We start from the raw sequence: 395 nt of genomic DNA on the forward strand, positions 1-395 counted from the left end.
TATTGTTGATGATGAAGAGGATGATGCGCTCAACAATCTCCCTGATCTGGTCGTTGTAAGTTTCGAGAAGTTCTGGAAGTTTGTTATTCAAAGCGTCATTCAGCCTCTCGGATACGTCCTCGCCGAAGAGAACAACTTTGAGAGCGGACTCAACATTGCCAACAGTAAGAACGGCACTGAGCTCCCTAATGCTGATGCTAGGTAGCAATCTTATGCTGACTGTGGAGACCAGACGAAGGTCTTCGACAACAAGGCTTCCACTACTGGCTACAGCCAATTCCCTGCCAAAGATGGTGGCCTCACCGTTGACGGCGACAGAAGAGGCGCTGAGCTTGGGGAGGGTAAGATCGACGCTGAATTTTGATCTCAAAATGTTGAAAGTGACGTCATTGACG

1 protein-coding gene is annotated in these 395 nt (G+C 48.6%); it reads right to left on the reverse strand.

Going from position 1 to position 395, the window contains the following annotated elements; genetic code table 11:
* Nucleotides 1-395, reverse strand: a 395-nt coding sequence (locus F0L74_RS34725) for a JHBP domain-containing protein (protein ID WP_149842246.1), incomplete at both ends; no start/stop codon positions are given.

The sequence above is a fragment of the Chitinophaga agrisoli genome, assembly GCF_008386695.1.
In the GTDB taxonomy this organism is placed as follows: domain Bacteria; phylum Bacteroidota; class Bacteroidia; order Chitinophagales; family Chitinophagaceae; genus Chitinophaga; species Chitinophaga agrisoli.